This is a genomic window from Haloarcula sp. CGMCC 1.6347 (assembly GCF_037078395.1).
In the GTDB taxonomy this organism is placed as follows: domain Archaea; phylum Halobacteriota; class Halobacteria; order Halobacteriales; family Haloarculaceae; genus Haloarcula; species Haloarcula amylolytica.
Genome location: NZ_JAYMGX010000002.1, coordinates 624,354 through 649,392 on the forward strand (window position 1 = coordinate 624,354; position 25,039 = coordinate 649,392).

General features: G+C 65.4%; 16 protein-coding genes. 7 read left to right on the forward strand and 9 right to left on the reverse strand.

The window, feature by feature from the left end:
* Nucleotides 1-40: 40 nt before the first annotated feature.
* A complete protein-coding gene (locus VI340_RS11590) occupies nt 41-4,576 on the reverse strand; it encodes a glycoside hydrolase family 15 protein (protein ID WP_336358384.1) in 4,536 nt (1,511 codons plus the stop codon).
* 126 nt (nt 4,577-4,702) lie between these two features.
* Nucleotides 4,703-6,697, reverse strand: a complete 1,995-nt coding sequence (malA, locus tag VI340_RS11595; RefSeq protein ID WP_008308159.1) for an alpha-amylase MalA — start codon at nt 6,695-6,697, stop codon at nt 4,703-4,705.
* Between the two features lie 97 nt (nt 6,698-6,794).
* Here malA and VI340_RS11600 point away from each other — a divergent pair, with 97 nt between their 5' ends.
* Nucleotides 6,795-7,130 carry a hypothetical protein gene (locus VI340_RS11600; protein WP_336358385.1) on the forward strand — a complete coding sequence of 112 codons (336 nt, stop codon included), beginning with the start codon at nt 6,795-6,797 and terminating at the stop codon, nt 7,128-7,130.
* 361 nt (nt 7,131-7,491) lie between these two features.
* Here the strand turns inward: VI340_RS11600 and VI340_RS11605 are convergent, their stop codons facing one another.
* A complete protein-coding gene (locus VI340_RS11605; protein ID WP_336358386.1) occupies nt 7,492-8,256 on the reverse strand; it encodes an IclR family transcriptional regulator in 765 nt (254 codons plus the stop codon).
* 414 nt (nt 8,257-8,670) lie between these two features.
* On the opposite strand from VI340_RS11605, the gene aceB reads away from it, so the two are divergent.
* Nucleotides 8,671-9,978: a malate synthase AceB gene (aceB, locus tag VI340_RS11610; RefSeq protein WP_336358387.1), complete on the forward strand. Its 1,308-nt coding sequence runs from the start codon at nt 8,671-8,673 to the stop codon at nt 9,976-9,978.
* Nucleotides 9,979-10,023: 45 nt separating this feature from the next.
* On the opposite strand, the gene VI340_RS11615 is transcribed toward aceB, so the two are convergent.
* The gene (locus tag VI340_RS11615; RefSeq protein ID WP_336358388.1) at nt 10,024-10,404 is read right to left on the reverse strand and encodes a VOC family protein; all 381 of its coding nucleotides are present in this window, start codon (nt 10,402-10,404) and stop codon (nt 10,024-10,026) included.
* 102 nt (nt 10,405-10,506) lie between these two features.
* Between VI340_RS11615 and VI340_RS11620 the strand changes: the two genes are divergently transcribed.
* On the forward strand, nt 10,507-13,554 hold the full coding sequence (locus VI340_RS11620; protein WP_336358389.1) for an FAD-binding and (Fe-S)-binding domain-containing protein: 3,048 nt from the start codon (nt 10,507-10,509) through the stop codon (nt 13,552-13,554).
* A 439-nt stretch (nt 13,555-13,993) separates the two neighbouring features.
* Here the strand turns inward: VI340_RS11620 and VI340_RS11625 are convergent, their stop codons facing one another.
* Together VI340_RS11625 and VI340_RS11630 are read right to left on the reverse strand one after the other, a co-directional pair.
* Complete coding sequence (locus VI340_RS11625) at nt 13,994-15,292, reverse strand: DUF362 domain-containing protein (protein WP_336358390.1); 1,299 nt, start codon at nt 15,290-15,292, stop codon at nt 13,994-13,996.
* 124 nt (nt 15,293-15,416) lie between these two features.
* A complete protein-coding gene (locus tag VI340_RS11630) occupies nt 15,417-16,547 on the reverse strand; it encodes a serine hydrolase domain-containing protein (RefSeq protein WP_336358391.1) in 1,131 nt (376 codons plus the stop codon).
* Nucleotides 16,548-16,697: 150 nt separating this feature from the next.
* Between VI340_RS11630 and VI340_RS11635 the strand changes: the two genes are divergently transcribed.
* Nucleotides 16,698-17,468 carry an IclR family transcriptional regulator gene (locus VI340_RS11635; RefSeq protein WP_008308147.1) on the forward strand — a complete coding sequence of 257 codons (771 nt, stop codon included), beginning with the start codon at nt 16,698-16,700 and terminating at the stop codon, nt 17,466-17,468.
* A 60-nt stretch (nt 17,469-17,528) separates the two neighbouring features.
* On the opposite strand, the gene VI340_RS11640 is transcribed toward VI340_RS11635, so the two are convergent.
* Nucleotides 17,529-18,692, reverse strand: coding sequence for an acyl-CoA dehydrogenase family protein (locus VI340_RS11640; RefSeq protein WP_336358392.1), 1,164 nt, complete (start codon nt 18,690-18,692; stop codon nt 17,529-17,531).
* 82 nt (nt 18,693-18,774) lie between these two features.
* Here VI340_RS11640 and VI340_RS11645 point away from each other — a divergent pair, with 82 nt between their 5' ends.
* Nucleotides 18,775-20,244, forward strand: coding sequence for an aldehyde dehydrogenase family protein (locus VI340_RS11645; RefSeq protein ID WP_008308144.1), 1,470 nt, complete (start codon nt 18,775-18,777; stop codon nt 20,242-20,244).
* Nucleotides 20,245-20,340: 96 nt separating this feature from the next.
* Nucleotides 20,341-21,156, forward strand: coding sequence for an aminoglycoside N(3)-acetyltransferase (locus VI340_RS11650; protein ID WP_008308143.1), 816 nt, complete (start codon nt 20,341-20,343; stop codon nt 21,154-21,156).
* A 34-nt stretch (nt 21,157-21,190) separates the two neighbouring features.
* On the opposite strand, the gene VI340_RS11655 is transcribed toward VI340_RS11650, so the two are convergent.
* Nucleotides 21,191-22,252 carry a zinc-dependent alcohol dehydrogenase family protein gene (locus VI340_RS11655; protein ID WP_336358393.1) on the reverse strand — a complete coding sequence of 354 codons (1,062 nt, stop codon included), beginning with the start codon at nt 22,250-22,252 and terminating at the stop codon, nt 21,191-21,193.
* A gap of 147 nt (nt 22,253-22,399) precedes the next feature.
* A complete protein-coding gene (locus tag VI340_RS11660; protein ID WP_336358394.1) occupies nt 22,400-24,055 on the reverse strand; it encodes a long-chain-fatty-acid--CoA ligase in 1,656 nt (551 codons plus the stop codon).
* Nucleotides 24,056-24,219: 164 nt separating this feature from the next.
* On the opposite strand from VI340_RS11660, the gene VI340_RS11665 reads away from it, so the two are divergent.
* Nucleotides 24,220-25,014, forward strand: a complete 795-nt coding sequence (locus tag VI340_RS11665) for an enoyl-CoA hydratase/isomerase family protein (RefSeq protein WP_008308136.1) — start codon at nt 24,220-24,222, stop codon at nt 25,012-25,014.
* Nucleotides 25,015-25,039: the final 25 nt, after the last annotated feature.

Genomic DNA, 25,039 nt, shown 5'->3' on the forward strand with positions numbered 1-25,039 from the left:
CAGACCCGAGTTATAAAGTGGTAACTACTTGTTGGAGTGGCTAGAGGTTGAGCTGCCAGACGGTTGTCCCGGCGGTTACCAGGTCCTCGTCGTCCGCGGCGGCAACGATCACCTGGTTCTCACCGGGGTCGACGTCGACCGCGACTTCGAACTCCCGGTCTTCGACGGGGATGTACGTGATGTCGGCAGGGGTCTTGACGACGACACAGACACCGGTCGTCTCGCCGGAGACGACCAGTTCGTTCCCGCGGAACTGCGTGTCGACGCGGAGCGCGGGGCTGCGGTCGGGCGTGTGGGCTCGGCGCTCGCGGTAGCGCTCGTCGACGAACGCGGGCGTCTCGACCGGTTCGCCGGCGCTGATGCCATGCGCCAGCCGGACGTACTGGGCCATCGACCACGCCAGCGGCGTCGCCGAGCCGGTCCCTTCGGCGAACTCCCAGTCGTAGTCGGTCGCGTGGCCCCGGTCCCATATCTGTTCGGCGATCATCCGGCCGGAGTTCGCCACGTCCTGCATCATCCGGAGGCAGTTCTCGGGCGGGATGTCCGGGTCGTCACGGTGGAGTTCGTACTCGGCGCGCTCGCCGGTGAGCAGCGGCCAGAGGCGACCCTTCCCCTTGTGTTCGACCGTCCACGGCGCACCCTGATCGTCCCGGCCGCGTTCGCCGTAGCCGTCGCCGTTGTACCGGTAGAACCCGGGCGCATGCTCCGTGTCGACGCTGATTGTGTCGTCGACCTCGACGAGCGAGTTCCGGATGGTCTCGTCGTCATCGGGCTTGACACCCAGCCGGACGAGTTCGAGGAAGCCGCCGTCGATGATGTTGCGTTCGTCCAGCGTCGGGCCGTCGTTGGCGAGCGTGCGGAGGTGGCCCATCTCGGGGTTCCCATCGAGCGTGACCCGCGTGTAGTAGGGCGTGGTGGTGTGGCGTTCGGTCCCGGTCTCGGTCGCGGTCCAGGCCTCGACGTTGTTCGCCCACTGGTCGGCCAGCGACAGCCAGACGAGCGCGTCGGCCTCGTGGCCAGTGTCGAGCGCGAGCTTCGCCGCACACGCGAGCCCGGCGATCTCGGCCGCAATCGAGGACGGCGAGAAGCCGGCCTCCTCCTCCCAGCGCTCCTGTGCCGTTTCGGGGCCGTGGCGGACGACGTACTCGGCCGACCGCCGGACGTTCTCGTAGCTGTACTCGACGTCCTCGAAGTCGACGCCGCCCTCGGCGAGGCGGTACGCCATCACCTGCGGGAACGAGATGTTGTCCATCTGTTCGCCGCCCCAGCGGGTCGTCCCGTTGACGTAGGTGTTCTGCGGGATGAAGCCGGCCTCGTCCTGCTGGTACTCGTAGATGTACTCCAGTTGCTCCGTGGCGATGTCCAGCGACCCGATGGCGTCGAACACGCTGAACACCTGATACAGGTCCCGGGACCAGACGAAGTTGTAGCCGTAGCCCTTGGGCTCCTCGGCGTGGACGGCCTCGCCCCACGGCACTGACGGCGAGGCGATGGACGCGCCGCGGTAGGTCTTGTCCTCGACCGCTAGCAGCGTCATCAGCGCGGTTCTGTACTGGTTCGCCAGGTCCTCGTCGCCGGCGACCGACTCCGGGAGTGGCTTGTCCGAGAGGAAGTCGGCCCAGCTGTCGGCGTACTCGGCGCTGACCGTCTCGTAGCCGCGGTCGAGCGCGCCGTCGGCTTCGCCCAGCGCGGCGGCGGTGTCGGCCTGCCGCGCGAAGCCGAGCGCGACCGTGTCGCTGACTCTGGTTCCCGAGTCCAGCCGCCCGATGAGGACGAGGTTCGTCCCGTCGATTGATTCGACCGGGTCCGGGAGGTCACCGTCGGAGTACAGCCCGTCGAGGCGGTCGCTGCCGGCCGCGCCGACGGTGGCCCAGTCGAAGCGCCCGGCCGCGGCCATCGCCACGGCGATGGAGTAGGCGTCGCCGTTCTCGTCGACGAGCAGGTCGTTGTCCGTCTCGTCGGTGTAGGCCCGCGGGTTCCGGCCGACGAGGTGGTAGCTCCCTGGCTGGCCGTATCTGATTGCGCGGTCCTCGGTCACCGTGCTGGTGAGCGCGATGTCGGCGACGGAGAACACGTCGTAGGACTTGCCGTCCTCGGCGCTGAAGGACACGTCGGCGACGATGGCGTCGTGTTCGGGGTCGGTCGCGTAGTCGACGGTCAGCGTCCACTCGTGGCCCCGGCCGTCCCCGGTCTCGGTGAAGACGTGGCGATAGAGGAGCGCCTCGTCGTCGACGGGTTCGACGCGTCGCCTGACGCTGTCGTCGGTCCGGCGGTTCTCGCGATGGGTCCGGACGGCATAATCCGTCTCGTCCGTACACCGGACCAGGAAATCCAGCGTCCGCAGGTTCATCAGGTCGACCTGCGGGTAGCGGGCCTCCGTCAGCGCGCCCTCGGTGAGCGTGAACCACACGCGCGAGGGGTCTTGCTCGTCGTGGTCGGCGACGGTGCCGACGCCGTACTTCTCTCCGGTCGTCCAGGTCGGGCGCTCGCTTGGCCCCTCGGTTCCCGCCGATGTCGTGGGGAGCGCGTTCAGGTCTCCCAGACGCGCAGTCGCGTGGAGCCGCAACGCGTGCGACCAGCCAAGCGGTGTCGCGCTGTCGAGGTCGCCGTCGTCGAAGGCCTGTTCGGCGAGGTAGCCGGCATCGGACGTGAGCGGGCCGTCGTCGTCGAGTAGTTCGTAGAGGTCGCTCGCGCGGTCGAGGTAGGCGTCGCCGCTCCCGTCGCGGTCGTTCAGCATGTCGCCGACGCGGGCGGCGGCGAGGGCCCCCATCGCCGTCGTAACCGTCCAGACCTTCTCGCTGTCCTGATGACCGGTCCGCCAGCGGTCGCCCTCGTAGCGGGCCAGTCCCGCGACCCGGCTCTCGGTGGGGTTCCGAAAGAGCGTATCGAGCGTCGTACTTACGTGGTCGGCCAGGCGGATGATGTGCTGGTCAGCAAGCGAGGTCGACTCGACGCTGTCGTACTCCTGTAGCGCGTCCGCGAGGTGGAGCCCCGCGGCGTCGATGCGGTGGTCCGGCGTCCCGTTGGTCAGTCCCATCACGTACACGCCCAGGTCATCGTCCCAGAGGGTATTCAGCCCGTCAAGCAGTCGGTCGGCTGCCGCCAGGCTCCGCTCGCAAACCGACTCTGGCATGGGGGCGCGGGTCACCGCAGCGAAGGCCTCGATGAACGTCGCAGTGGTGTGCGTGAACTGGCCGACCGAGTCCTCCCAGACGTTCTGACACGGCTCGGGCAGGTCGTTGGCCGCGATGTCTTCGATGAGCGTGTCGACGGCCGCATCGATTGTCTCCCGAACCATCGCCGTCAGTTCGGCGTCCATCTTGCTGCGGTGTGTTCGCAACAGTGTCGCGAGGAAGGCGGTGACGGTCGCAGTCTGGTCGGCCTGATACTCCGGTGATTCGGCGTTGTGCTCGACTCTGGCGTTGGCCCAGCCCGGCGCGATAGCCCCGGTATCGGCCCAGACTCGGTGGGGCCACCGCCCGTCGGAAAGCTGGCTGTCACAGAGGAACTCCGCGCTCTCGGTCAACATTTCGACGGTGTCGATATCGAGTCGGGACCCGGCTTCGAGCAGATGCCGGGAGACCGAGGCGTCGTCGCGGAACCAGACGTAGCCGTAGCCGCCGGAGTTCGAGTAGAACGGGTCGAACTCCGGGGCGGCGATGCGACCGCCGGTCGGCGAGGACAGCAGGTCAAGCACCCGCAGGTCCATCCGTATCGAATCTGACCGCGGTGTCGATTCGGCCACGTCGATGCGCGTTCGCTCCCGCCCGGCCTGCCGGAGATCGTCAGACGTCGTGTGCTCTCTCACACAGTCGGCGAGGTCGAGGAGTGCCGTCTCCCGGTCGACCTCGTCGTGGTTCGAAAGCTGGCTGACGAGCGTCGTGTCCTTGCTGCGACCGGACCGGTCGAGCGGCGCGGTCACGAGGAAGTCACCGGTGAGGCGGGTCTGGTCGCGTCGCTCGACTGGCTCCGACCGCGGGAACGCAATCGGGCTGCCGTCGAGTATCTCTGCGAGGCGTTCCGGCCGCTGTCCGGCGACGGCGTCCAGCCCGGTCGACGAGGCGAGGTAATCGTGCTCTCGCCGATGGTACACCTCCAGTACGCGCGAGTCGTCTGGCCCGGCGTCTTCGTGAATCAGCGAGCCGACGCCGCTGTCGCTGCTGTCGGGGGCCAGCGTGACGAACGCCACGAGCTTGGCGTCCTGTGGAACCGCCCCGCGCATCGCGACGTGCGTGACGTGGGCCCGGCCCAGCGTCAGATCGTACTGGTGGACCGTGAACGACCCCGCGTCGTATTCGGTCTCGACGAGCCGCGTCTCGCGGTAGTAGTGCTGTCTGATCGTTTCCAGGTCACTGAACCACCGTGTTTCGTCCCCAAGCATAACCCCGAGCCTGGAGCGGTCAATACCGGAGAGCCCGGAGAGCGAATCGGAATAGTCCTTCAGCGTGCCGTCTTCGCCGACGTGTACGAGCCGATCACCGTGCCCGGAGAAAGAGCCTGAAACAGTCCTGCGTTCTTCTGGAAAGCGCTCGTGACGAGTCCGCTTGTATTCGTTGAGCGCTGTCGAAAGCCGCATACACATCAAAGCAGACCAATCTCTATAAACTCCTGTGGTTCGGACAAATTAGTGATACTTCGAGGGAGTGGCTGCATATCCCGGGAGAGCGGGGCCGCTGATGCCGAACAGATCCGCCCGCGCGGTCTACTGGTTCAGAGCACTCTCGTCAGCCGGGAACACGCCCACGCTGTCGACCGTAACGGTCGCGCCCCCACTATCAGCGGCCCCACGATGCTCCCCAGAAACGAGGTCGGTATCATCGGTCCCGGCTGGTAGCCCGACCGTCGACGGTTCACTACTGAAGTTGAGCACGACGACAGCCGCGTCTTCCGTAGTTGTCCGTGCGTACGCGACGACGCGGTCGGACGGGCCGTCCCGGACCTCGTACGGGATTCGGAGGAGGTCCGCGTCGGCTGACAGCGCCGGCTGGTCGTGTCTGACCGCGGAGAGGTCACTGACGAACGACTGGAGCGCCTCGTCGGCGTGGTCCCACGCGAGGTCGTCGCGCCGGCCGCGCTGGCCGAACTCCTGGCCGGCGTACAGCAGCGGCGCGCCCGGGAGCGTGAACAGCGCACCCGCGGCGGCCTCGGCGGCGTCCCGCCCGTAGTCGACGACGTAGCGCGTCTCGTCGTGGTTCTCCGCGTACAGCATGAACGACGCGTGCTCCGGGAAGCCGATCTCCGCCCGCCCCTCGATAGCACCGAGGACGGCCTCGGCATCGCCGCCGTCGCCGACCTGCCGGAGCGCGGCGTAGGTCGTCGAGTCGAAGTGCATATCGAACAGTCCGGCCTGAAAGTCTGGGATGTACGGGATGGTCTCGTCCAGCAGCAGGAACTCGCTGTCGCGGTCCTTGCAGTAGTCGTGGATCTCGCGCCAGAAGCTGTTCGGGACGGCCCAGGCCATGTCACACCGGAACCCGTCGACCAGTTCGGCCCACTGGGCGACCGCATCGAGCAGGTGCCGGCGGACCGGCAGGTGGTCGAAATCGAAGTTCGCAATGTGCTCCCAGTCGAAGTACGTCTCCGGCTCGGTGTCGCTTCGCCACTCGTACCAGTCGCGGTACTCGCTGTCCGGGCCTTCGACGGCGGACTCGAAGTAGGGGTGGGTCCGCGCCGAGTGGTTGCACACCAGGTCGAACAGCACCTTGAACCCGCGGTCGTGGGCCGCTTCGACGAACCGCTCGTAGTCCGCGCGAGTGCCCAGATCCGACGCGATTTCGAAGAAGTCGGTGATGTTGTAGCCGTGGGGCGCGTGGTCGTTCTGTAACACCGGCGTGAGCCAGATGGCGTCGACGCCGAGCGAGTCGAGGTAGTCCAGCCGGTCGATAATCGCGTCGAAGGGCGATTCGTCGCTATCGCCGGCGAACGTGCGAACGTAAATCTCGTAGATGACCGAGTCCTCGGCCCAGGCCGGCGCATCGTAGGGCCGTCTGGCGGCGACCCCCGCGCCGCTCGTCACCGTCTCGACGCCGTCCCCGTCGCGGGTGAACTCGACGGCGTCGGGCACGCTGTAACCGTGGTCTCCGACCGCGACGGCGTGGATGCGAGCGCGCTCCGGGAGCGCGTCCAGCGGAATCCGGAGAGCCGTCCCGTCCCGGGTCACCGCGTCGGCATCGATATCGTCACGGTCGTCCAGCAGGAACTCGACGGCGAGGTCGGCGGCCGTCTCGGTCCCCTCGGGATGGGGACTGCAGTCGGCCCGAACGACGGCTTCGTCGCCCTCGATGTCCGGCCGCAGCGTCAGGCGTGGCTGGCCGCCGCCACTGCCGCCGTCGCCGCCGTCCCCTGCCCCGGTGTACTCGCCGCTCCCGCTGCGGCCGGAACCGCTTTGCCCGCCGGAGACGCCACCGCTGTGACCGCCAGAGCGGCCGGACGTGTGTGTCCCGCTCGATTCGAGGGCCCCCGGGAACGCGCGGACAGTGAGGTCGTGTTCGCCGTCCGGTGCGGTGAGTCGGACGACGTATCTGCCCGGCGCGTCGGGGACGAGGTGTTCGACCGGGCCGTCTCCGAGCGATACCGTTGATTGCGCCGGTGCCTGCGTCAGTCGCCAGGTGTAGGTCGCCGACGGGTCCGGGTCGCGGGGCGCGAGTTCGACCTCGTCACCCGTCGCCACGAACCGCGGCGGTCCAGGATGGTGCATAGGTTCACTGCGATTGTCAGTGTCTTTGTACTTGGGGTAGCCGCGAGCGTGCCGCCGCCGGCAGCATCGCTTTCCGGCTACGGCGTGTACCCCCGCTGTGCCCGACTACCGACGCGACGCCGGGTTTGCGCTGCTCTGTGGACTGGCACTCGTCGCGTATCTCCGACAGACGGGCGCAGTTGAGACGCTCTGGTCCGAGTCCGCCATCGCCGTCGGCGTGGCCGTCGCACTGGGTGTCGAGGCGCTGTTCGTTCTCGACACGCCCGTCGCGGCGCTGTGGGAGCGCCGCGGCGTCCGGACGGCGTCGGCAGTCGCACTCCTGGGTGTTGCCGGCGGACTCGCCGTCTTTCTGGGCCCGGTCGTCGTCGCCGCGACGTGCTGGGGGCTCGTAACGTACTTCGGCATCCTCGCTGTGTGCCTGTGTTACCGGTGAGCGTTCACCCCTCGCGGGGACGACACCGGTCGATGACCGTAGTAACCACCTACAACTATACGCTCCAAGCTAGTTCTGTAATAGAATTATATAACTACCGCTTGCGCTACTCGGAGTTGTTTTTGAGGTTTCGAACCCAAATAGAAGATACTATATTTAAAAAGAGTTGAAGTAGCCCGATTATGTAGCTAAATGAGGGTATCGAGGGCGGAGTATTTCTCTACAGTAGCCAGACTCGTCCACCACGGACAGCGGGTATTCGGCCGTCGAATAACAACTGTACTGGTATTAGACTCTTCCAGTACCGGCCAACCGTCGGCGACGGAACTCGGTGTATCTGTCGAGACAACAGACAGAGCGGTTATTCGTGAGCCAGATTCACCTCGATGACGTTAGCGGCCTGCTGCACCGTGTCGATGAGTTGTGCTTTGCGGCCCGGCGACTGCAACCGGTTGATGGGCGCGGTGATGCTGATCGCGGCCTCGCGGCGGTCGCCGGTGTCGATGGGGACCCCGACACAGCCGGTACCGTCGACCCGCTCCTCGGTGTCGTCGGCGACCCCGCGCTCCCGAATCGTCTCCAGTTCCGCGAACAGCGTCTCGCGGTCCGTGATGGTGTTCTCCGTCTCGGCCGGCAGCCCGCGAGCCTCGATGATCTCCGCGACCCGGTCGTCGTCGAAACTCGACAGGAGCGCCTTGCCGATAGCGGTCTTGTGGAGGTGGATGCGCTTCCCGAGGCGCGTATCGAGCGCGACCGCCTGGTCGCCGCTGGTGGTGTGGATGTAGATGCCGTAGCCCTGCTCCTCGATCATCAGGTTCGCCAGTTCGCCGGTCTCGACGGCCATCCGTCGAACTTCAGGCTTGGCCACCTCGTAGATGCCGTCGTAGCGCTGTGCCATGCCGCCAAACTCCAGCCACCGGAGCCCGATGCGGTACTCGCCGTCCCGTTCCACCACCAGCCCCTCGTCTTCAAGCGTCACCAGGTGCTTGTATATCGTGCTCTTGGCCGGCTCCAGTGAGTCGGCGAGTTCGACCAGCGTGGCGCTCCCGCCGAGTGCCTTGATACCCGAGAGTACCGCCAGCGAAGTCTGCGTCGCCCGGACCGAGTCCGTTTTCGCCCGTGTCATTAGACACCAGTTCTGGTGCCGCTCGAATAAAATTGCCGTATCGATTGTGATAACCGCTCTGCGGTAGCTTCCGAGGCTTGACGCACGGCGAAGTGGGCGTCACCGAACTCTACGACCGTCACAGGCATTCGGAAATACGAAACGGAATGTGGGGTTCAATGGTGCGAAGCCAGCGACCGAAGCCGCCGGGGGCTCCGTGATGTGGCGACTGAACGGTCGCGAGATACCGACAGAGCAGTGTGCGCCGCCGACCGTTGTGTCGTCCGGGCGAACGAGTAGTAAAAGGAAATAAAGCATATATATTTCGTATTTCCGAATCCGCTGAAAGACGGTGGAACGACCGCTCTCGTCGATGTTTCGGTCGATAGTGGACGGTAGATTTAAGCGGTTCCGTCGGGTTCTTTGAGGTGAGGTATGAGTGTGAAACGACACTACGACCGCGAGTTCGTCAGAACGTTCTTTACCTCCCCGACAGCGGTCGACGGGGAAGAGGACTCCGCGAAGATGCTACGGAGTGCAGGTCAGCTCCGCGGCCTGCAGGCACCGGACGTCTGGGTCCCGGACAACGAGGACGCGACGGCACCGAACATGCGCGATGAGGGCGTCCAGAACATCATCGAGGTCGTCGCCGAACAGGGCGCGGAGTTCCCCGGCGAGATCCACCCGCGCGTCGTCTGGCACCGCGAGTCTCCGGCGACCCGCTACCAAGGGTTCCAGCAGATGCTGGAGATCACTGACCCGGACAACGGCGCGGTCGAACACATCGACGGCTTCGTCATTCCGGAGGTCGGCGACATCGACGACTGGAAGAAGGCCGACGAGTTCTTCACCATCATCGAGCACGAGCACGGGCTCGAAGAGGGCAGCCTCTCCATGTCGGTCATCGTGGAGAGCGGCGAGGCCGAACTGGCGATGGGTGACCTGCGCGAGGAGATGGGCAAGCCCTCGAACAACCTCGAACGCATGTTCCTGCTCGTCGACGGCGAGGTCGACTACACGAAGGACATGCGTGCGATGACGCCCACCGGCGAACTTCCGCCGTGGCCCGAACTGCGGCATAACACCTCTCGGGGTGCCAGCGCCGCGGGCCTTATCGCCGTCGACGGCCCCTACGACGATATCCGCGACGTCGAGGGGTACCGCGAGCGGATGAAGGACAACCGCGCGAAGGGGATGACCGGCATCTGGTCGCTGACGCCAGGCCAGGTCGTGGAGGCGAACACGGCCCCGCTCCCGCCGAAGACTGGGAGCTGGCTCCTCGAAGCTGGCGGCCGAGAGGTCGAACTCGAAGAACAGGACGGCAAGCAGGTGTACGACGGCGACGACCTCTCGCTTGAGGAGGTCAGCGACGGCGGCTATGTTCTGCAGGCGGGCGGTGACCGGCTGGAACTGGACGAGGACGAACTCACCGAGGAACTGCTCGACCGCACCGCGTACATCCCCAGCATGACCGACATCGTCGACTCGATGGAGGAGTTCGAGGCCGCGAAGGAGGCCGGCAAGGGAGCCATCGCGATGACTCAGGCCGCGACGCTGGTCATCGACGGCGTCGAAGTCGAGGTCAGTAAAGACCGGATGTGGGACGAAGCGACCTACCAGGCCGCCCAGACACCCATCACGCTGTTCCAGGACGTGTACGAGCACCGCCCGGACCAGCACGAGGAACTGGCGGAGATGTACGGCACTGACATCGTCGAACGCGCCACGGCTGTCGGCAACTAACGGCCGTCCTCAGTATTTCGTCACTCGAAACGCCGCGGGCGTGGTTCAGTCTTCCAGCGGTTCGATGAGTTCGACGTGGTGGCCGTCGGGGTCCGCGACGAAGGCCGTGTACGCGCCGGCCTCCGGCTGTGGGCCGGGCTCTTTGACGACGCCGTAGTGGTCGATACGCTCGACCGTCGCGTCGACATCGTCCACGCCGAGAGCGAGATGGTCCCAGCCGGACCCCATCTCGAAGCTCGTCTCCCCGTCCGTTTCTGCCAGTTGCAGTTCGACGCCGCTGTCGTCGGCCACGTAGTAGTTCGTCGTCTGGCCATCCGGCGTGGTGAACTGCCAGGACTCCTCGAAGCCGAACTGTGCGTAGAACGCGATCGATTCGTCGGCGTCGGCCACGTTCAGGCACATGTGGAGTACGCTTGCATTGCCCATACAACGCTTCCGACGCCCCGGGGCAAATAGCTGGTGGGCTACCCAAAGTGAATTGTGACCGCATGCCACAGATTTTAATGATTATTACTCCTGAATACGTGTATGGCGATCGAAAACGTCGAGGACACCTGGTCGGCACAGGAACTGGACCTGAATCGACCGGACGTGGACGCGTACCGGGACCTGGCGGCAGAGCTTCGCTCGCGGGTCTCGGGTGGGGTGGAGTTCGACGAATACGCCCGTGTTCTGTACGCGACAGACGGAAGCATCTACCGCGCCGAACCGGCAGGGGTCGTGTACCCGACTGACATCGACGACGTGCAGGCGGCCGTGGAGGTGGCGACGAGCCGCGGCGTCCCGATCATGCCCCGCGGGACCGGGTCGTCGCTCGCTGGACAGGCCGTCGGGCCGGGCTGTGTCGTTCTGGATATGTCCCGGCACATGGACGGGGTTCTCGATATCCGGCCGGACGAGCAGACGGCGCACATCCAGCCCGGCGTGGTGCAGGACGACCTGGACGATACGCTGGCCGAGTACGGCCTGAAGTTCGCCCCGGACCCGGCGTCGTCGAACCGCGCCTCGGTCGGCGGCGGCATCGGGAACAACTCCACCGGCGCACACTCCGTCAGGTACGGTATCACCGACGCCTACACGGACGCGGTGAAAGCCGTCCTCTCGGACGGGTCGCTCATCCACGCCCGCGAGGTCGTCATCGACTCGCCGGAGTGGGACGACATCGTGAGCAAGGACGACCGCGAGGCCGAAATCTATCGAACAGTCCGCGAAATCGTCGAGGAGAACGCCGACGAAATCGAGGCCCGTTATCCCGACCTCAAGCGTCGGGTCTCAGGCTACAACCTCGACCGCGTCATCTACGAGAACGACGACGGCGAGCGGGTGCTGAACCTCGCGAAGTTGTTCGTCGGGAGCGAGGGAACACTGGGTGTCATCGTCGAAGCCGAACTCTCGCTGGTGACAGTTCCCGAGGAGACTGCCCTGGCGCTGTACTGCTTCGATACGCTCGCGGACGCGATGCGGGCCGTCCCGGTCGCGCTTGACTACGACGTCAGCGCCGTGGAGTTGATGGACGACGAGGTGTTCCGGCTCGCGGCCGAGTCAGACGGCTACGCCGAGTACGTCGAGCCGATTCCGGAACGGGCGGCCGCGGCGCTGATGCTCGAATACGACTCGGAGCTCCACGACGACTTCGAGGCGGCCATCGCCCGGACCAACGAGCGGTTCCTGGACAACGGGACGGCCTTCGACGTAGTCGAAGCCTACACCGACGCGGACCAGGCCGACCTCTGGAAACTCCGGAAGGCGGCGATTCCGCTCCTGATGTCGCTGGACGGCGACCCCAAGCCGTACCCGTTCATCGAGGACGCGACGGTCCCGCCGGCCGAACTCGCCGAGTACGTCGAGAAGTTCGAGGAGATACTGGCCGACCACGACACGTCGGCCGCCTACTTCGCCCACGCCGGGTCCGGCACGCTCCACATCCGGCCCATCCTCAATCTGAAAGAGATGTCGGGTATCGAGGATATGCACTCCATCACCGACGACGTGACCGACCTCGTGCTCGAACACAACGGGTCGTTCTCCGGCGAGCACGGCGACGGGATGGCTCGGACAGAGTTCACGCCCAAAATGTACGGCGAGGAGCTCTGGGACGCGTTCAAGCAGGTCAAGACGGCCTTCGACCCGCAGTGGTGGATGCACCCCGGCAACGTCGTCTACCGAGAGGGGCCGGAGGACATCGGCCCCGATGCCGACCGGGGCGTCGGCGCGGATATGCGCGAGAACCTCCGGTACGGCCCGGACTACCAGTCCCTGGAGCCACAGACGGCGCTCGACTTCGAGGACGAGGGCGGCTTCTCCGAGCTGGTCGAACTGTGTAACGGCTGTGGGACCTGCCGACAGACCGACGGTGACGTGATGTGCCCCACGTACCGGGCCTCTGAAGAGGAGGTGCAGACGACGCGCGGCCGAGCGAACCTCCTCCGGTCGGCCATCAGCGGCGATCTGGACGAGGACGAGATCCACTCCGACCGTTTCCAGGAGGAAGTGCTCGACCTCTGTGTCGGCTGCAAGGGCTGCAAGAGCGACTGTCCGACCGGCGTCGACATGGCGAAACTCAAGACCGAACTGAAACACCAACACCACCAAGAGGAAGGCGCGAGCCTCCGGGAGCACCTATTCGCCAACATCGACACGGCCTCGAAGGTCGGGTCGGCGCTGGCCCCGGTCTCGAACTGGGCGACGAACATCCCCGGTGCTCGGCTCGTCATGCAGAAACTGTTCGGTATCGCGCCGGAGCGCGAGCTCCCGACCTTCCGCCGGGAGACGCTGCAGGACTGGTTCGACGACCGCGGCGGCTCGACCGTCTCGCGAGCCGAGGCCGACCGCAGAGTCCTGCTGTTCCCCGACACGTACACGAACTACTCCTACCCGGCCGCCGGCAAGGCTGCCGTCGAGACGCTGGAAGCCGCGGGCGTCCACGTCACCATGCCGGACGACACCGCGCCGTCCGGGCGGGCGGCGTACTCCACCGGGATGCTGGACCAGGCCCGCGAGCGGGCCGAGACGAACACCACCCGACTTGCCGACCGCGCCGCGGAGGGCTGGGACGTCGTGTTCGTCGAGCCGTCCGACGCCGTGATGTTCCAAGACGAGTACCGCGACCTGCTCGACGGCCCTGCGGTTTCGCGGGTGGCAGACAGCGCCTATGGCGTGCTGGAATATCTCGATACCTTCCGTATTGACGACGCGCTGCCGGTCGAGGACCGCTCGCTCGGGGCCGCTGGCGCGGTCAGCTATCACGGCCACTGCAACCAGAAGGGGACCAACAAGGACCACCACGCCGTCGGCGTCATGCGCCGCGTCGGCTACGAGGTCGACCCGCTGGACTCGACGTGCTGTGGCATGGCCGGAAGTTTCGGCTACCACGACGAGCACTACGACCTCTCGAAGACTATCGGGCGACTGCTGTTCGACAAGGTCGAGGAAAGCGACGGCGACCGCGTCGTCGCGCCCGGCGGGTCCTGTCGCTCCCAACTGGGCGACCGGGACGGCGTCGACGAGATTCCACCGCATCCTATCGAGGTTGTCGCCGAGCGACTACCGGACACGACAGTCGAGCAGTCGGTATGACAGGTTCGGCGACTGTTCACGCAACTCAGCGGGCAGTCCTGGTGGACCGTGCCCGTCAGTTTCCAGCCGCGTCTGTGTATGACGATAATTGAGAGATATCTGCCGCCATATATTGCAGCTATATCGGATTTTGTATTCGAATTCAGAAATATTGTGTTAGCTCTAGCTCCTTAATCCCACATATTCGATAACGCACTCATATAGTTACTCCCTAAGAAGTATAGAACCAGTATGGTGCTGGATGGCCACTCGCTATGAATTGATTCGCTCAAAGTGGAACGTAATGCTCTCGCTTCTGCTTGCACCCTGTTCCTCTGACAGTTCGGACTGAATCCTATTCCGATAGTTGCATCTATCTGATGGGTTGATCCAGAGAAACGGATGTACAGTTGTTAGAAATTGTTCCAGATGCATGACGGGGACCGTCGTCACCCGACTGTCAGTCCCGGGTAAACGACGCGGTGCCGTCGGTGAACGTGAGCGACTCACGGCCGGTAACCTCGGCGGCGGTCGGCAGGGCCTCGACGAGCGGCTCGGAGACGTGTAGTTCGGACAGGTCCTGCGTGGTCTGTATCCAGACGATCCGGACGGTGTCGGGGTCGTAGCCACCGAGCGCGGACAGCGCCGTCCGGATGGCGAACTCGTCGTCCGGCGCGACGAGCGGGAGCTTGGCCTTCGCCGTCGAGCCACTGGTGAGCGCGTTCGCGTACGTCTTCTGCAGGTCCAACTGGTCGACCGCAGCCTGGCGGGTGATATCGGCCAGGCCGATGCCGTTGCCGTTGCCCTTCGTCGCCTCGGTGAGCCCGCGGGCGTACAGCAGTTTGATGGCCGGCTCGTCGGGGTCCGGCGCGTTGAGGACGCGATAGCGGCCGATGACGTTGGTGTCCATTCCCGCGCCGGAGACGTCCTTACCGAGTTCGTCGACGACGAGCAGGTCGATGTCGTCGACCGGGAGCGTCGCCATCTCGTCGTAAGCCCGCTCCAGCAGCGCGGGCTCGCGGTCGGTGAACGACCCCGCCGGCACCGCTTCGACGTGGGCCGTCTCCTCGTGGAAGTTCTCGACCAGCGCCACACCGCCGACAAGCGGTAGCGCCGCTTCGACGGCCGGGAGCGCGGTTTCCAGCGTCTCAACGTATCCCTCTTTGATAGCTGTCGAGTGGAACGCGTTCGCGCCGCGTTGCTTGCCCAGCCCGACGACGGTCATCTTCGTCAGGCCGCTCTCGATGCGGCCGCTGTAGTTGGTGTGGGGCTTCACCCGATTCACGACGACCACGGCATCCGCTTCCCGTGCCGCCGCCGAGACGTGGACCGGAAACTCGGTGTCACCGACGGTGACGGTGTCGACCTGGTCGGTCTCCATCCGGGCGTCGATAGGGGCATCGAGGCGCGATTCGGTGATGCCCAGGCTCTCCAGCACCTCGCGCTGACCCTCGGGCGTCGCCCCGCCGTGGCTCCCCATCGCTGGGACGACGACCGGCTCGAAGCCCCGGTCGCGAATCGCCTCGACGACGGCCTCGGTGATGTCGTCGATGCGGTGGATACCGCGGCTACCGACGGCGACGGCGACAGTCGCACCCGGTTCCAGCCCGTCGAAGTCGAGCCGGTCGAGTTCGGTCCGCGCCGCGGCCGACGGGTCGTCGACGGCGGCCGTCTCCGGCTCGTACCGGACACGAACGAACTCCGGCAGCGGCTGTGGGTCAATGAGGTGGTCCACGTCGCCTCGGTCGGGGAAGTTCATATCGGGGGATTAGAGCCGAGCCATACAAAAACCGGGGTCGCCCAGCTCTATGGTGACCGGGGATACGGACATCGACCCGAACGATCAGGAAATGCCTACGACGGCAGTTCCCAGATCGGCGCGGTCAGTCCTGTAACAGCAGTCGGACGGCGTCGGAAAGCTGGCCGACGCGGGCGGCGTGTTCGAAGGACTCGTCGCGGATGCCGTTCGTGACGAGCGCGAACCCGACGTTCAGTTCGGGGTCGGCCCAGCCGAACGAACTCCCGAGGCCGGCGTGGCCGAACATGCGCTCTTTGCTGGCGGCCCCGAACATATCGGCGGCCAGCCCGCCGGTCCAGACGCCAAGGCCGTAGCGGGCCGGTCGTGACAGCGTGCCGTCGGACTCGGTTTCGGCGTGAGTCGTGGTCGCCTCGTCGACGGTCGCTTCGGTCAGCAGTTGCGTCCCATCTAGCGACCCGCCGTTGGCGAGACAGGCGTAGAACCGGGCCATGTCCCGGGCAGTGCCGATGCCGTTGGCCGCGGGGATCACTGCCCGGCGCATCGCTTCCTGATTAAACGCCCCGGCGTATGCGGCAGGATCTTCGAGTCCTTCTTCGACATCGTGACACCGCTCGAACGCCTCATAGCCGGCCAGGGTCGCCACGTCGTTGGGTTCGTCGTCCCGCAGACCGATGCCGGTGTTGTCCATCCCCAGCGGCTCGAACACGTTCTCGGCGACGTATTCTTCGACCGACTGGCCGCTACAGCGGCGGATGAGTTCGCCGACCAGCCAGCCGTAGTTGATGGCGTGATACGCCGGCGTCGTTCCGGGCTCGAACACGGGTTCGATGTCTTCCATCGCCGCGACGACGGCGTCCCAGTCGCCCCAGCTTTCGTACTGTTCGTCGAATTCTCCGAAGGGGATACCGGCGGTGTGGCTGAGCACCTGTCGGACTGTAATCGATGCTTTCTGCGTGCCGTCGTCGGCAAACTCCGGCCAGTGCTCGACCACCCGGTCGTCGTAGTCGAGTTCGCCCTGCTCGACGAGCTGGTGCAGGCCGACGCCGGCGAACGGCTTCGTACAGGAGAACAGTACGTGGCGCGTCTCGGGCGTCGTTTCGTCACCGTCGGGACCCGTGGAACCGCCGGCGAAGTCGACGACGAGGTCGCCGTCGACGTACACCGCCAACTGTGCGCCGTGGTGCAGTCCGACCTCGAGTTGTCGGTCGAACTGAGCCCGGAGCTGTTCGATGGCGTCTGCGCTGAGTTGTGGCATACCTTGTCTTGGCTCCGGCGAGATAATAGAAGTTAGGTTCTGTTCGGTCGCGGAATCAAGCGGCAGACGGCTACTGATTGCGTTCGAGCTGTCAGACCATCATGGTCGATTATGCGAAACGTTGATGTCACTAAGCGGTCACAACTCCGTATGCTCGAAAACAAGAACGGAACGTCGGAGGTATCGACGACCCGGACGTCGTTCGAGATTCTGGGGCTGATTCGGGACGCGGGAGGCGCGACAATTGCGGAGATTCGGGCGGAGACGGACCTGGCCAAGAGCACGGTGTATCGGCACCTCAAGACGCTGCACGACATGGACTATCTCGTCGAGGAGGACGGGGAGTACCGGCTCTCGCTGCGGTTTCTGCAACTCAGCGAACCGCCGCGGATACGGCGACCGGGCTATATCGTCGCCAAGCAGAAAGTCATCGAACTGGCGATAGAGACCGACGAGCGGGCGCTGTTTCTGGTCGAAGAGGGCTTCGAGGGCGTGTATCTCCATCGGGCCGGCGGCCGGAATCCCCTGCAGAGCGACACGATGATCGGCAAACGCCGGCCGCTGCACGCGCTCGCCTCGGGAAAAGCCATCCTCGCGGAGTGGCCCGACGAACGCATCGAGGAGTTCGCCGAAGCCACCGCCCTCGAAGAGTTGACGGCGAACACGATTACCGACCGGGACGCGCTGTTCGAGGAACTCGAACAGGTCCGTGAGCGGGGCTACGCGACCAATATGTCCGAACACATGGACGGCCTGCGGGCGGCTGGCGTGCCGGTGTACAACCACGAGGACGACCTCATCGGCGCGTTGAGCGTCTTCGGGCCGAATGGCCGGGTGAGCCAGGACGACATCGAATCGACGTACCCCGATCTGCTGGAACGGAAAGCCAGCGAGCTGAAGATCGACCTCACGTACGATTGAGAAGTACTGTTTCGCATCAGCGGGGCCGTTCCGTATCCCGGAAGAGATTCCACAGCCGCCCTACTCGAACGCCGGAATGCCAGTCAGGTCGTGTCCGAGGATGAGCGAGTGGATGTCGTGCGTCCCCTCGTAGGTGTAGACGGTTTCGAGGTTCGTCAGGTGCCGCATCGGGGAGTAATCAGCAGTGATGCCGTTGCCGCCGAGCATCTCGCGGGCCACCCGTGACTGCTCGCGGGCCATCCGCGCGTTGTTGCGCTTGGCCATCGACACCTGTTCCGGGCGGAGGTCACCGCGTTCCTTCAGGTCGGCGAGCCGGTGAGCGAGCAACTGGCCCAGCGATATCTGGGTCGCCATCTCCGCGAGCTTCTCCTGCTGGAGCTGATAGCCGGCGATTGGCTTCCCGAACTGCTCGCGGTCGGTGGCGTACTCGTGGGCGGTCTCGAAACAGTCCATCGCGGCCCCCACCGTCCCCCAGGCGATGCCGTAGCGGGCCTGTGTGAGACAGGACAGCGGCCCCTTCATGCCCTCGACGCCCGGCAAAACGTTCTCCTCGGGGACGCGGGCGTTCTGCAGGCTGATCTCGCCCGTAATTGATGCGCGCAGCGAGAGCTTCTCGTCGATCTTGTTCGTCGTGACGCCGTCGCGGTCAGTCTCGACCAGAAAGCCTCGAACGGGGTCGCCGTCGGCGGACGTGACCTTTGCCCAGACCAGCGCGAGGTCGCTGATGGGCGCGTTCGTGATCCACGTCTTCGAGCCGTTCAGGACGTAGCCGTCGGCGTCGCGCTCGGCCGTCGTCTCCATCGCCGACGGGTTCGACCCGTGTTCGGGCTCGGTCAAACCGAAACAGCCCACCCGCTCGCCGCTGCCGAGTGCCGGCAACCACTCCTCTTTCTGGGCATCGCTGCCGTAGGCGTGAATCGGGTACATGACGAGCGCACCCTGAACGCTGGCCATCGAACGCAGGCCGCTGTCGCCGGCCTCCAGTTCCTGCAGCAGGAGGCCGTACGCCGTCTCGCTGAGTCCCGGCAGCCCGTAGCCATCGAGGTTCGGTGCGTAGAACCCGAGGTCGCCCATCTCGGTGATGAGGTCCGTCGGGAACGTCCCGTCGATCCAGTGCTGGCCGACGTCCGGCTTGACTTCGTTCTCGACGAAGTCCCGGGCCGTGTCACGGACCATCCGCTCTTCCTCGCCGAGGTCGCCTTCGAGACCGAGGTAATCGATCATATAGGATCTGTGGCCGGGGTTCAATTAAGCGTTTGCCTGCTGCCAAAGTGCTAAAAGTCCGTAGCGCTGTCGACAGCATGGAATGTCACAACCAGATAGCCAGACGGCGTGGAGCCAACTGTACATCGACGGAGAGTGGCGCGACGCCGGAGCGTCTGATACGATTCCGGTGACTAACCCCGCGACGGGCGAGGAAATCGCGGCGGTGCCCGCCGGGACAGAGGGGGACGTCAACGACGCCTATCAGGCCGCCGAAGCGGCCCAGTCCGACTGGGCGGCGCTGTCGCGCGAGGAGCGCAACGAGTACGTCCAGTCGATGATTGCGGTGATGCAGGATCGGCTCGACGAGATCGTCGAACTGCTCGCGACGGAGTCCGGCAGTGTACAGGCCAAAGCGACTGCCGAGGCCAACTTCGCCATGGCGGACTTCCAGAGCGCGCTAGAGATGGTCCCGCCGGAAGAAGAGGTCCGCGATTCGATGTATCACGAGGATAAGGACCATCACATCGTCCGCGAACCCGCTGGCGTCGTCGGGATTATTTCCCCGTGGAACTTCCCGCTACACCTCACGACGCGGGCGCTCGGCCCCGCGCTCGCACTGGGGAACACCGTCGTCATCAAGCCCGCGACGGACACGCCGATTACCGGCGGGCTCCTGCTGGCCGACATCGCCGAGGAGGCCGGCCTCCCGGACGGCGTCGTCAACGTCGTCACGGGCCACGGCTCCGACATCGGCGACCGGATGGCCGGCCACCCGGCCGCCCGCGTGATGTCGTTCACCGGATCGACGGCGGTCGGCCGGTCCGTGGCCAGTCAGGCCGGGAACGCGCTCGCCCTTCCGGCGCTTGAACTCGGCGGGAACGGACCGTTCGTCGTCACCGAGGACGCCGACATCGAGGCAGCCGCAAAGGCCGGCTCCGTCGGCGCGTTCGGCCATCAGGGACAGGTGTGTATCTCGATTAATCGCCACCTCGTCCACGAGGACGTCTACGACGAGTACGTCGAGAAGCTCGTCGAGCACGCGGAGTCGCTGACCATCGGGAACCCGCTCGACGAGGACGTGGAGTTCGGCCCGATCATCAACGAGAGCCAGGTCGAACAGCTCACCTCGTTCATCGAGCAGACCGTCGACGCCGGCGCGACGCTGGAAACGGGCGGCGAAGTCGAGGACCTGTTCCTCGAACCGACCGTTCTCTCGGAGTGTACCAACGATATGTCCGCGGCCTGTAACGAGCACTTCGGCCCTGTCGCTCCGGTCATCCCGTTCGGGTCCGACGAAGAGGCTGTCGAACTCGCCAACGACACCGAGTACGGCCTCGCCGCGGGCGTCTACAGCGGTGATGTCGAACACGGCCGGTCCATCGCCGACCAGATCGACGCCGGGATGGTCCACGTCAACGACCACCCGATTCAGGACGAACCCAACGCCCCGTTCGGCGGGATGAAGAACTCCGGCCTCGGCCGGTACAACGGCGAGTGGATCATGGACGAACTGACCGAGACCAAGTGGATCTCCGTCCAGCACGAAGAGCGCGACTACCAACTGCTCTGAGCTGTCAACTATAGGGCCACAGCAGGTAGCCCACGATAACGACTCTGTGGGCCCGGCGAACACGAAACTTATGCCCGCTTTCGGCTATCATCCCTCATGGACACGCCGCGCCCAAGCGACCGTTCAGCGGAACCGGTCACCGTGGATTCGATAGCACGCGACCTCCGTACGCTGGGTCTCAAAAGCGGGGAAACGGTACTGGTCCACGGGTCACTGTCCGAACTTGGATGGGTCTGTGGTGGCGCACCAGCGGTGGTAGACGCCCTGCAGCGTGTCGTCTCTGAGAGCGGGACGGTGGTGATGCCAACGCACTCGCCCGACAACAGAGACCCCGACAATATGGAGCATCCACCAGTCCCGGACTCGTGGGGTGACACGATTCGCGAGCAGTTCCCCCCGTACCGACCGGCAGTGACGCCAACGCAAGGAATGGGTGCAATCGCCGAGTGTTTTCGCACGTATCCAGATGTCCACCGGAGTGCCCACCCACAGCATTCGTTCGCCGCATGGGGTGCCGATGCCGAGGCCATTGTCGGCGGTCACGCCTACGATTACTCGCTCGGGGAGGCATCACCGCTGTCCGGGGTCTATGACCGTGATGGGACAGTCCTGTTTCTCGGAACGTCACATGCGACCAACACCTCGCTGCACCTCGCCGAGTACCGCGCCGATATCGAGGCCGACACGACTGACCACGCCAGTGCCGTCCTCGCCGACGGTGAGCGCGAATGGCGCTACTGGGAGGATATCGAACTCGACGATGAGGACTTCCAAGCCTGTGGCGATGCGTTCGAGCGTGCACACTCCAGCGCCGTCGAGACAGGCACTGTCGGCGTCGGCGAGTCGAAACTCCTCGCCCAACAGCCGATGGTAGACTTCGCCGTCGAGTGGCTGGCAGCGAACCGTTCGTAGGGACCGGCGAACCGCAGCGCAGTGCCGGCGTAACTCAGAACTCGTCGATGACGGGGATGCCGACCGTCTCGTACTCGCCCATCGACGAGAGGGTGGCCGGCACGTCTTCGAGCGCGAGCGTCTCCCCGACAATCTTCGAGGGGGCGAGCGTCCCAGCGTCGATGAGTCTGAACAGCTCGTCGTAGCGAACTGGCGGCATCCCGTAGGAGCCGTGGAAGTCGATCTCCTGCAGAGTCATCGTGTCCACCGGCAGGGAGATCTCGCCGGCCTCCTCGTCAGTCGTGAGGCCGACCTGGACGTGGGTTCCCTGCTTGTCCAGCGAGCCGACAGCGTTGCGGCACGTCTCGGCGATGCCCAGCGCGTCGATTGCCACGTCGGCCCCGCCGTCCGTGACCGCATGGACCTCGCCGGGGACGTTGTCCACCTCGGCGGCGTTGATTGTCGCCGCCGCGCCGAGGTCCCGCGCTCGGTCGAGTTTGCCCTCCTGTACGTCGACCGCAATCGGTTCGGCCCCCAGCGCGTCGGCGATGTGGACCGCCGAGAGTCCGACGCCACCACAGCCGTGAATCGCGACGGCGTTGCCCGGCCTGAGGTCCGCCCGGTCGGTCAGTGCGTGGTACGCCGTCATGAACCGACAGCCCAAGCCGGCCATCTCGGTGAAGTCGACGGCGTCCGGCAGCGTGACGCAGTTGAAATCGGCTTCGCGGACGGGGAACGCCTCGGCGAACGCCCCCGGCGCGGCGTCGAGGAAGCCAAGCGGCATCGACGTCTCACAGATGTTCGCGTGCCCGCGCTGGCAGTACTGGCACGACCCGTCGCCGAGGTGGAACGGGACCGTAACGCGGTCCCCCTCGGAGAACTGTTCGACGTCCGCGCCCACGTCGGCGACGATCCCAGCCGGCTCATGGCCGAGAATCTGCCCGGGCCCGGTCTGGATGCCGAACCACTCCCAGTCCCCCTGCCAGGCGTGCCAGTCGCTCCGGCAGACTCCGCAGGCTTCTGTCTCGATGACGACCTGATCCGGCTGGGGCTCCGGATAGGGCACGTCCTGAATCGTGAGCGGTTCGCCGTGCTCCTCGATGACAGCTGCTCGCATACCGCAAGGTGCGCGGGGCTAGCATAAATACCTATCCGCGATTGGACTTGGTGTGGCTGATCCGGCAGCGATAGCTGCTCGCGACTGAGGCCGCCGCCGTCAATACTGTGCCAGACAGCCAGAACGTCCCGCCGTGCTTCAGTCGGGTTACGTCGCCGGGGCGTTCTCGGCGACAGTTTCGATGACAGACTCGTCGACGTACTCGTCGCGGAGCGTCTGCTTCGAGAACTTCCCGGTCGCGCCCTTGGGAATCCCGTCGACCAGTCGGATGGCGTCGGGGACCCACCACGACGGGTACGACTCGGCGACGAGGTCTTTGATCTCCTGGCGCAACGCGGCTTCGTCGGACACAGCGTCGCGTGTGACGACGAACGCGGCGGGGCGCTCGTCCCACCGCTCGTGGGGGACCGGGACGACGGCGGCTTCGACGACCTCGTCGTGACCCATGACAGCGTTTTCGACCTCGACGCTCGCTATCCACTCGCCGCCGCTCTTGACGAGGTCGTCCATCCGGTCGACCACGTCGACGTACCCCTCCGGACTCACCCGGACGATGTCACCGGTCTTGAACCAGCCGTCGTCGGTGACGGCCTGTTCGGTCGCGTCGGGGGCGTTGTAGTACTCCTGTGTGACCCACGGGCCGCGCATCCAGAGTTCCCCCAGCGACTCGCCGTCCCAGGGCACTTCCTCGCCGTCGGTGTCGACGACTTTGAACTCCAGGCCGGCGATCGGGAGCCCCGCGGAGTGGCTCCGCAGGTCGAACAGCTCCTCCTCCGGAAGGTCCGCCATGCCGGGCTTGGGCTCGTAGGCGTGGGTGACCGGCGACGTTTCGGTCATGCCGTAGCCGGAGATGAGGTCCACATCGAACTCCTGCTTGTAATCCTCCATCAGTGACCGCGGCGTCGCGGACCCGCCGCTGGTGAAGTACCGAACCGACGAGAAGTCCACGTCGGTCTCGCGGGCGTACTCGAGCAGGTCCATGAAGACGGTCGGGACCGCTGCGGAGACGGTCACGTCCTCTTCCTCGATAAGCCTCGCCAGGTCCTCGGCCGACGGGTTCGGCCCGGGGAGGACGGTCTTGGCTCCGGCGGCGATAGTCGTGAACGGGCGACACCAGCCGCTGACGTGGAACATCGGGACGTACGTCAGTTCCACGTCGTCGGTCTTGATACCGGCCTCGCTGGTCATCAGCGACATGACCTGTGTCCAGTACATCTTCTGGGTGTACTCGACGCCTTTGGGCTTGCCTGTTGTCCCGGACGTGTAACACATCCCCGCCGGCTGGTCCTCGGGCAGTTGCGGGAAGGAGTAGTCGGGGTCGCCGTCGGCGATGAACGATTCGTAGTCGACGACTGGCTCCAGCGACGTCTCCGGTACCTGATCGCCCATCACGATGTACTGCTCGATGGAGGCGAACGCCTCCTCGTCGTACGCCGCTTCGAGTTTCTCCAGCATGACGGGGTCGACGATGAGGATCTCGTCCTCGGCGTCGGCCACGATGTGCTGGATGTGCTCGTCGGGCAGGAGAAGGTTAATCATGTGGACCTGTGCGCCCATGCAGGCGACGCCGTAGTAGGCCTCCTGGTGCCAGTGGTTGTTCCAGGCGAAGGTCCCGACTCTGTCGCCGCGTTCGATGCCCGCCTGTTCGAGGGCCGAGGCCAGTTTCCGCACGCGCTCGGCGTACTCCGCTATCGTATACCGGTGAATCCCCTGATGTGTCCGCGAGACGATCTCGCTGTCAGGGAACACGTTCTCGCCACGCCACAGGAACGACCGGAGGTTGAGTGGTGCACCACCTGGCATACTCCGTGTCAACACACACCGATATGTTAAAACTAGCCCCGCCAGGTGCGGTGGCCTGGCGCTCCCAGCGCGTCGCCGACGATGGCTGAAACTGTAAACCGGCGGTAAATTTATACCGGAACCCTGTGAAGCGACCCCATGCAGCTACGACAGAGGGATATCCGATGAGCGAGTCCGTACTGCTCTCTATCGACGACGGTATCGCCACGCTGACACTGAACGAGCCGGAGACGCGGAACGCACTCACACAGCCCGTGTACGACGCGCTGGAGCGCCACCTCGACACTATCGAGACAGCGTCCGATGTTCGATGTGTCGTCATCGAGGGCACTGGCGAGTCGTTCTCGGCCGGCGGGGACATCGAGGGGATGAGCGAGCGGCTCACGAACGACGACCCGACCGACGACGCCGTCAGCGAACTGGCCCGCCGGACCCGTGACACCATCGCCAGAGTCGTCGCGCTGCCGGTCCCGACCGTCGCGAAGGTCGACGGGTCGGCCGTGGGGGCCGGCGCGAACCTCGCTATCGCCTGTGACATCCAACTGGCGAGCGAGTCGGCCAGCATCGGTTTCGTGTTCCGGCAGGTCGGCCTCAGCGTCGACGCCGGCACGTCGTACCTGCTCCCGCGAGTCGTTGGGACGAACGTCGCAAAGGAGCTGGTGTTCACCGGCGAGATTCTGGACGCCGAGCGCGCCCAAGAACTGGGCCTGTTCAACCACGTCTACGATGCCGCGGCGTTCGAGTCCGAAGTCGAGGCGACCGTCGGCCGTATCGCCAATGGGCCGACCGTTGCCCTCCGGCACTCGAAACGACTGCTTCAGGACGGGCTGGAGAAGTCCTTCGACCGCGCCCAGCGTGACGAGGCGACGGCGCAAGGTATCGTCTTCGAGACGGCCGACCACGAGGAAGGGGTCGAGGCGTTCCTGACCGACCGCCGACCGGAGTTCGTCGGACGGTGACACGACCCGCAGTTTTTCATAACAG